Source organism: Frankia sp. AgKG'84/4 (assembly GCF_023242965.2).
Classification (GTDB): Bacteria; Actinomycetota; Actinomycetes; order Frankiales; family Frankiaceae; genus Frankia.
Genome location: NZ_JALKFU020000010.1, coordinates 25,189 through 33,308, shown reverse-complemented (window position 1 = coordinate 33,308; position 8,120 = coordinate 25,189). Strand labels below are relative to the sequence as shown.

The following is an 8,120-nucleotide window of genomic DNA, read 5'->3' as shown; positions in this document are numbered from 1 at the left end:
ATCGGGGTACTTCCTGGGAGCGGGCACGACTCGATCCTCCCAAACGGACCGGTCTCCACCAAACCCGGGGCGGTTCAGCTGGCTACACGATCGTGGTTGCCCAGGGGACTGCTGGCCGGGATGCGACGGAGATGCTCGTAACCGCTCCGCGGGCTCACCCTTCTTGCGCTCCTCGCTTCCAGCGTGGACTCGCTCAGGCGGAATTCCGCAGCGATGCGACCTTGGGGTGCCAGGACGACCAGACAGCGAAGGTCATCAGCGGCCGGCCGTCAGGTGTGGACCCACTCGCGCGGGTTGCTGTCAGCTTTCCCAGGGATGGACAGGTACCCAGCCTTCTCCAACGGATCGAAGGCGGACGATGGTCCGCTGGCTGTCGGCGATGACGCCGTCGGCCTGGGCGCCGGTCCACAGCAGGGTCACGTCGAGGTGGCGTGCACCGCCGCGAGGTGAGGTGGTGGCCGAGCTGACCACGGCTGCCTGGATGTGGATGGTGCGGTAGGTCGGTTGGAATGCGCCGGGCGGCCAGTAGTCGGGAAAGGCGGTTCGGCCGGCACCGGTGATGTCCGCGGTCAGCACCTCGCGGGCCACGGCCACCGCGGTCGCGGCAGTGGCGGGTGGTACGCCCGCCCCGGCGGGTGCGTCGAGCCCGGCCTGCAGGACAGCGTCGCTCGCAGGGCTGTCCCCGACGCGTCCCGCGTCGGGGTGGGAAGCCATTGACGGGGTGTCCGCGGGTCGGCTGGGGAGGGGATCCTCGGCGTGACGGCGAACTGGCCCCGGGGACGGAGCTGGCGAGGGAGTTCTCGAAGCGGTGGGAGTCGGGTTCGGCGGGTCGAGCACTTCTGAGTTCGGTTGCCCGGATCGTGCGCCGGGGAGACTGCCGGCCGGCCCGAAGGCCATGGCGACCATCAGCATGAGTCCTGCGGTGATCAGCACGAGTGGACCGCGAAGGCCCCGGTGCCGCGGCGACCGGGTTTTGCCGGATTCGCGCCGCGCAGCCGCTCGCCTGGCGGTGCGCGGGTCAGGATTCGACATCGGTCCCGACTCCGATGCGGCGCAGCATGTCGGGGGTGGCGGCGACATGGACGTGGTTGTGGTGCTCGGCAACGACCTTCGCGTAGACACCGGCGCAGGAGACGACCATGCCGTCCTTGACGCAGGTTCCGCCGGGCCCGGTGTAGATCAGTTCGCTGAGGCCGGCGGCGTACCGCGCCCAGTACTGGTTGATCGCGAGGAGCTGTGGGTTGTCGGCGCCGGCCAGGGCGAAGTCGACGGCCTGGCCGAGGCTGTGATAGCTGCCGGTGTCCTCTGGTCGCACTGTGGAGGTCACCACGTAGGGCACGCCGGATTTGGCCATGATGCCGATGATGGTGTCGGTGGTGTTCGTGCCGCGCGGAGCGGGCACGCCGCCGGGGACGGTTCCGGGGGTGGCAGCGCCGGCAGCGGCGCCGAGCGAACGGAAGATGTCGATCCAGTGCAGAACGTTGGCCACGTATTCGTCGCTGGCGTTGTAGCTGAAGATGGCGCGGGAAAGCTGGGACCGGTCGGCCAGGTTGGTGGGCCCCCGCCCGCACAGGTGGACGACGGTGGCGGCGGTGGCGTCGTAGACGTTGTTGGGGTCGGCGACGCCGTCGTCGTTGCCGTCCCGACCCATCGACGCCCACGAGCCCGGGATGAACTGCATCGGGCCGACCGCCCGGTCGAGCGCGGTGTCGCCGTCCCAGCGGCCGCCGTCGGTGTCGACGATGCGCGCGGTGCCGTTGGTGCCATCGAGGCGTGGCCCGAGGATCGCCGGCGTGACCTGCCCGTCGGCCGCGATCTGGTGGCCGGCGACCTGCCCCGATTCGATCTGGCCGATGCCGGCGAGGATCGACCAGGTCATGCCCGTGCAGGTGGGCGCGTACCGCTGGGCGTTGCGGGCCGCCTGGGCATAGGCGTCAAGAAGAACGGCGGGTATGCCGGTCACTGCCGACGGGGCCGGAACGATGGTATCGCCCTGTCTTCCCGCCAACGAGCTGGCCCCGGGGATGAGGACAACGACCAGCAGGACGACGCCAATGATCAGATAATTGCCGCCAAGGACCATCACGATGGCAAGAAGCCACCAGGGACGTTTCTTCTTTTCGCCATCGCCGTCCGGCGAGCGACGTCCGCGTCTTCCGACGCTGGCCCGGGCCCGGCGGACCGCTGCCTTCTTGACCATTTTCCCGACGCTGGACTTCAGTACCTGCGCGGCGATGACCGGAGCCGCCATCAGCGGCGTCCGGAAGAGGGGCGGCGCCGCCGGACTGCGGCCGACCAGATGCGTGGTGGCTGCGGCCATCGTCGCGCGGTGGGTTTCTGTGACGAACGCCAGCGGAGAGACGGGTCAGATGAGGTTCGGACCTGCCGGGCCCGGGCACGCTGGGCTTCCGCCCGACGAAATCTCTCCGCGGTATAGAGAGGTGCCTCCATACGGTTGAGGAAATGGGACGGTGAGACCGCGCGCCGGGCGATGCCCAGATTTCTGCGGTACTCCTGGGCGTAGTTCCTCGTTGCGGCCACTCGTCGCCGGCCGGCCGCCACCGCGCTCTGCCGCCTGGCGCGAACCGCCCGCGCGGCCCGCGGTGCCGAGACGGGCAGGCCGACGGTGTACGCGGTGGCCGTCCGCCCAGCTCTTCCCCCGAAGCGCAGCGTTCGTGCGGCGGAGGAACTGAGCCGGTCGAGTCGACTGGCGGGCCGCGCCGCGTTCCCGCCGGCGGTGTTCCCGCCGGCGGTGTTCCCGCCGGAACGGCCACCGCCTCTGCGCAGCGCGCGCCGCCAGTACATGGCCCGTTCGATGGTCTCCACCGGGCGAGGGGAGTACTGGTCGCGCCCCACGTTCCATGGGGTACCGCCGCCGCCGCCGCCGCCGCCACCACCGCCGGCCGCCGCCGCCGGTTGCATCCACGAGGCCACCGGGGCGTTCGCTCCGGGCTGGAAGCTGCGCAGGCGGTCGCCGGCCTGCTGGGACAGGCGGTCGCTGGCGCGGCGCAGGCGGCGGTAGAACATGAACGAGGCCGCGACCAGCAGATCCAGCATGCCGAACCGGACAATCATTGGCTGATGATTGGTCGCGTCCAGCAGGTTGGTGAGGAAGAACAGATAGATGGAAAGGAAGACGATGCCGATCAGCACTGCGGCGGCCGCGCGGAGGCAACCAATGATCCAGGAGTAGAAGATCGCTCTCCCGGGGCCGGGTGCCTGACCGAAGGCTACGGCGAAAAAGGTGAGGCAGACCAGGGTGACCAGGGCGAGCTGGGCGACGAGCAGGCCACCACCGATCGTTATCAGCAGCGCGCAGACGAGAAACGCGGCGAGTTGGACGAGTAATGACGCGACGAGGCGCTCCATCGTCATCTTCTCGTTCCAGTCGGCCATCTTGTCGCAGGTGTCGTGGGCCTTGCCGCCGACTTTCCGCAGGTAGTTCTTGCGGGGATCTCCCTTCGTGTCCCATGGTCCGTTCACCAGCGCGTCGTGATACATCTGAAGGCAGGGCGACGGGTTCTTCGGGTCATCCAGGATCTGGCCGGTGTTGAGAATCTCGTTCGGCTCGACGACGAACGCGTGCTTGATCTTCTCGGTCACCGGGCGAGCGATGGAGACCGGATCGGTGGCGGCGTTGGTGTCGCAGCCGCCGGTCGGGGCGGCGGCGACGCACAGGGCGACATCGCGGGTGGTGTGCAGCAGGCCGTGATCCCCGAGGATGAGGGTGTTCGGGGTCGCGAGGAGAGTGGCTGCCAGGGCGGAGATCAACAGACTGGTGGCGGCCTCGGCGAAGCCGCGGGAAAGTCGACCCCTGGTGATCTGGATGGCCGACCAGAGCTGGGACGAGAACAGGCACAGCAGCGGTATGCCGAGCTTCGCGAGGGCGTTGTCCTGGTAGGCCCGAGCGGCCCGGCCGGCCGGTTCGGACATCGTCGAGGCGATGCTGAACTGCAGCGAGTAGGTGATGACCCAGATCCCGATGCGGATCGTGTCCCGAGTGAGCGCGAAGCTCCATTGCGTGATGAAGCCGGTCGCCTTGGTGAGGACGCTTCGCCAACCGCCGCTGTCGTACCAGATGTCGAAGTGGTCGATCGGAATGCAGTCGAGGCTGGTGCCCGTCGACTTCGGGCACACCGGGTCCACGCCGAACAGGGCACCGTCGAGCCCGGTAGGTGGTTTGCTGTCCTCCTCCTCGTCGTCGGACGAGTCGGCCTCGGGGGCCGTGGTGGTCGGCGTTGACGCCGTTCCTGACGGCGCGCTCGCGGCGGGAGCCGGCGCGACTGTGGGCAGCGCCACAGCCGGCGGATCCGGCGTTGCGCTCGTGACGGGAGCGGGAGCAGCCGTCGGCGGCACCCCGGCCGGCATGGCCGCACCCGCGTGTGCCGGGGCGGCGGCGGAGAGCACGAGCACCAGGCCGGTCAGCACCATGACGGCGAGCCCGAGACGCCCGGTGAACGGGAGGCCACGGAGCCACCGCGCTCGCGATCGGGACGGCAAGGACGTCACTGGCCGTCCGGAGCGGCCGAACGCATGGACGGCCCGCGGCGGTTACCCCCGGCGTTCCACGCGGGAGGAAGGGGCTTGCCGAGCAACGTCAGGTCCTTCACGGCCGGCACACCGGGAGCGCCCGCGGCGGCGACGGGCGCGGCCGGCTGGCTCGCGGTCCGTTGGCCGCGGGCAGCCGCGCGGGGGTTGCTGTCCCAGGCGGCGGTCAGGCCGGCGATCGGGGGTGGGACGATCTGGAGGAAGCCGACTCGGCCGTCGAGGTCGCGCAGGTAGCATTCGCCGACCCGGTCGGGCTGGCGTTCAGCGTCGGGGTTGATCTCCTGCAGAGCGGTGACGTGTTCCTCGTCGACGTCCATCCCGAGTAGTTCCAGGGCCTGCTCGGCGGCGTACCGGCTGCCCTGACGGCCGGCGACGCGGATCGGGATGAGGGCGCGCAGCCGGGGCTCGCCGAGCGAGGCGACGTCCTGGGCGGCGACCCAGACGGCGGCGTTGGCCCGGCGGGATTCCCGCAGGCCCTCCTCGTAGAGCTGGGCTCCCTCGACACTTGCGGTGAGGAAGCTCGCCTCGTCCAGGCACATGGCGCCGAAGCGGCTGCGGTCGGTAAAGGTGATCTTGCGCATGATGGCGGCGGCGAGGTAGACCATGGCCTGCGCAAGCAGCTGTTCGCCGAGCAGCCGCTTGGCCAGCTCCGGGCTCAGCAGCACCTCGCGGGGCGGTGGCTTGAGGCCGGGGGTCCAGAGGATCACCGAGTCCGCGCGGGACAGGCGCAGTGGTGGCGCGTCGCCGAAGACGACCCGTGCGAGCTTCTCGCTGATCCGCCCGCGCAGGCGACCGGCGACGAGTTCCGCCGCGTCGCCGAGGCGACGGCCGCGGTCCTCACGCGCGCGCTCCTCCAGCACCCCGACGAGGTTCGCAGCCCGGGGCCGCCGGTCACCGAGCACGGTTTTGATCGCGGAGGTCAGCACGTCGCCTTCGGTCTCCTGGATGCCGATGCCCAGGAGCAGGCACAGGAATCCGGTGCCGAACTGCAGCGCCTCGTCGCCAGTGAAGATCTGCAGCGGGTCGATGCTCACGGCGGCGTCCGAGGTGAGAGTGACCACCTCGGTGCTTCCTGGGGCGTTCTGGGCGAACTGCACCCATTCGCCGTGCTCGGTGCGGTCGAGGGTGGCGAACTGGCCGCCGCGGGCCAGCGCTCCCCAGGCGAGATGCTTCAGCGTGAACGACTTGCCGGCGCCGAGAGCCGCCGTGATGGCGATCGAGCCCGACCGGTCGGTGGCCGGTCCGCGTGCCGGGTCGAGCAGCACCGGACGGGCGCAGCCGCCGTCGAGGGAGAAACCCAGCAGCATGCCGTTGGGGTCGCCGAGGTCCGCGCCGGCGAACGGGTTGCCGGCGGCGAGCTGACGGGGCGTAAGCATCTGCTCGAAGTCGCGGCATGCCCGCGGTGGCGGGTTGCCCGGTTTGCCGCCCTCGTAGAGGGCTTCCTGGTCGCCGATGGGCCGGGCCAGCCGGTACTCCCCGCCGCGCAGCACGGCTTGGAGGCGGGCGATACGCCGGTCCGCCTCGGCGGGGTCGTCGGCGGCGACGGAGAACACCAGGGTGGTGGCGAGCATCGGATCAGAGGAGGAACTCAGTTCGGCCTGGGCATCGTCGAGGGCGTCGATGGCATTGCCGAGGCTGGTGGGCAGCCCGGCGGTCTCCCCGACGTACTCGTCCTTCTGCGAGACGAGTTGTCGCAGCTTCCGTCGTGCCGTACGGCGGGCCTCCTCGTTGGGAATCACCCGTAGGCGGGCGTACCAGTCGACCGGATCGTCGACGGTGTCGTCGACGCCGAACCACTCGGCACCATCCGGGAAGGAGAACGCGTCGGGCATGTCGGCCAGCGCGCCGTAAGCCTGATAACCGGTTCCGAAGGCGCTGGTGAGCTGGACGTAGCGGCGCAGACCCTCCGGACGTTTCGGGTCGCCACGGTCGCCGCCCTCGAAGGCCACCGCTTCGTCGAGCACTGTCAGTGCGGGGCCGATCAGGTGCCCGTCACTCACCCGCGACTCCGCGGTGAACCGCTGCCCCTGCGGATCGTGGCGCGGATCGCCGTGGTCGAGGTCCGCGTCCGGGCCGTCCAGGGGCAGGTCGAAAAGCCCGCGGCGGTAAGCCCGCGCGTAGATCCACGCGACCTCCGTCGCCGTAGCCCGCCGCAGCAGCGGGCCCGCCGCCAGCCTGGTGAGGTAGTCGGCCTCCTGCTGGCGGCGGATGCGCACCTCGGTGCCGGCCGGCGGACGGGCCGGCAGGCCGAAGGCGCCAGTGACCCGGGCGGCGGCGGACGCGGCGATCGTGCGAGCGCCGACGAGCGGCCGGGCGGCGGGCAGCTCGGCGACGAGGAACCGTGCCCGGTCGTAAAGGTCGCAGTCGACCAGCAGGTCCAGGGTGGCGTCCGCGGCGGCGATCCAGTCCGGGTGGACCTCCAGGTCGATGCCCTCGACCATCCGCTGGACGGTGGCGATCGGGTCGATCGGCATGGTCAGCGACATCAGCATCGCGTCGGCCCGCAGCTGAGCGAGGATGCCCCGGGTGGCGTGGTACAGCTTGAGCTTCTCGGCCCGGGAGGTGTGCAGGTAGCTGGCAGGTTGTACCCGCCAGACCGCCAGTACCGTCCCGTGCGCTGTCCAGACCAGATTGCCGGCGATGTGCCGGGCGGGTGCGGTCATCGTCCGCCCCCGCGTGGGTCGGTCGGTGACAGGAGATCGCCCAGGGTGGTTGCTGCGGTTGCGAGTTCGCGCTTCGGCTCCGTCGGTGACCACGCAGGTCCGAGCGGAAGATCGAGGTCTCGGACGAGGATGCGGCGAGGGACGCGCGGCGCCTGGCGGCGCAGGGACGGTCGGGTGCGGCCGTGTCGGCGGCCCGATCGGGGGGCGAGTGCGTAGACGACGAGCGCGACGACGGTGCGCAGGGGGCTGCGACCCTCCGGCCGGACGAACCGCTCGGCCATCGCGAGCCCGTACGGCACGCCGACCAGCACCAGGATGTCGAAGGCCGCGCCGAACCGCATCCACACGCCACGGGTGATGTAGAGCGTGATGACGCCCCCGACGAACACCCCGACCTGCGTCAACGAGTAGGGCCCGAAGGGGATGGCGTGCCCGCCGGGCAGCTGCCCGATGACGGTCCCGTGCCGGTGCGCCTTGGCGTAGTTGCGAAACACCAGCCGCTCGTCATCCGCGGACCGCTCAACCGCGTTACTCATGTCCCGCTCCGGGAAGAAGCGTGAGAGAGGACGGCACCATCGAGCGGGACAACCTGTGGTGAGCTGGACACAACAGTGATCGCAGGCGCGCCGTTGATCTCGTTCTCGGTGCGCTTGGAGTTCGGGATGTAGCTGGTGGCGAGCCAGTACGCCACGGCGCCCGTCAGGCCGGCCATGACAACTTTCGCGATCCCTCCCTTGCTCATGTGCATCGTCGTGAGAATCGTGACGACGATGACGAGACCCAAGGCGGCCAAGGCGAGGGTCTGTGCGTGGTTGACCAGATTGTTGAACGTGTCGAACCAGCCACCCGCCGCGAGGATCTCGCGGGCCGGCGGTGGGGACGTCGGTGAGGCGGCCATCGGTGCTGGCT

Annotated in this window: 6 protein-coding genes; all 6 read right to left on the bottom strand. The window is 70.3% G+C overall.

Translation table 11 applies throughout. The annotated features are described in order from the left end of the window. Window positions 1-300: 300 nt before the first annotated feature. Window positions 301-714, bottom strand: a complete 414-nt coding sequence (locus MXD58_RS02010) for a hypothetical protein (protein ID WP_248840542.1) — start codon at window positions 712-714, stop codon at window positions 301-303. 304 nt (window positions 715-1,018) lie between these two features. Beyond that, complete coding sequence (locus tag MXD58_RS02005) at window positions 1,019-2,251, bottom strand: lytic transglycosylase domain-containing protein (protein WP_248840541.1); 1,233 nt, start codon at window positions 2,249-2,251, stop codon at window positions 1,019-1,021. Next, complete coding sequence (locus MXD58_RS02000; protein ID WP_248840540.1) at window positions 2,251-4,431, bottom strand: TrbL/VirB6 family protein; 2,181 nt, start codon at window positions 4,429-4,431, stop codon at window positions 2,251-2,253. Before MXD58_RS02000 ends, MXD58_RS02005 begins: the two co-directional genes overlap by 1 nt. Window positions 4,432-4,505: 74 nt before the next feature. Further along, entirely contained in the window at window positions 4,506-7,211 is a 2,706-nt protein-coding gene (locus MXD58_RS01995) for an ATP-binding protein (protein ID WP_248840539.1), read from the bottom strand. Then, window positions 7,208-7,747, bottom strand: a complete 540-nt coding sequence (locus MXD58_RS01990) for a conjugal transfer protein (RefSeq protein ID WP_248840538.1) — start codon at window positions 7,745-7,747, stop codon at window positions 7,208-7,210. Before MXD58_RS01990 ends, MXD58_RS01995 begins: the two co-directional genes overlap by 4 nt. Beyond that, entirely contained in the window at window positions 7,744-8,109 is a 366-nt protein-coding gene (locus MXD58_RS01985) for a hypothetical protein (protein WP_248840537.1), read from the bottom strand. Before MXD58_RS01985 ends, MXD58_RS01990 begins: the two co-directional genes overlap by 4 nt. Window positions 8,110-8,120 lie beyond the last annotated feature (11 nt).

Bases quoted from the DNA above. Each gene is read 5' to 3' on its own strand.
- MXD58_RS02010 (WP_248840542.1), bottom strand. From the start codon at position 714: ATGGCTTCCCACCCCGACGCGGGACGCGTCGGGGACAGCCCTGCGAGC.
- MXD58_RS02005 (WP_248840541.1), bottom strand. From the start codon at position 2,251: ATGGCGGCTCCGGTCATCGCCGCGCAGGTACTGAAGTCCAGCGTCGGG.
- MXD58_RS02000 (WP_248840540.1), bottom strand. From the start codon at position 4,431: ATGGTGCTGACCGGCCTGGTGCTCGTGCTCTCCGCCGCCGCCCCGGCA.
- MXD58_RS01995 (WP_248840539.1), bottom strand. From the start codon at position 7,211: ATGACCGCACCCGCCCGGCACATCGCCGGCAATCTGGTCTGGACAGCG.
- MXD58_RS01990 (WP_248840538.1), bottom strand. From the start codon at position 7,747: ATGAGTAACGCGGTTGAGCGGTCCGCGGATGACGAGCGGCTGGTGTTT.
- MXD58_RS01985 (WP_248840537.1), bottom strand. From the start codon at position 8,109: ATGGCCGCCTCACCGACGTCCCCACCGCCGGCCCGCGAGATCCTCGCG.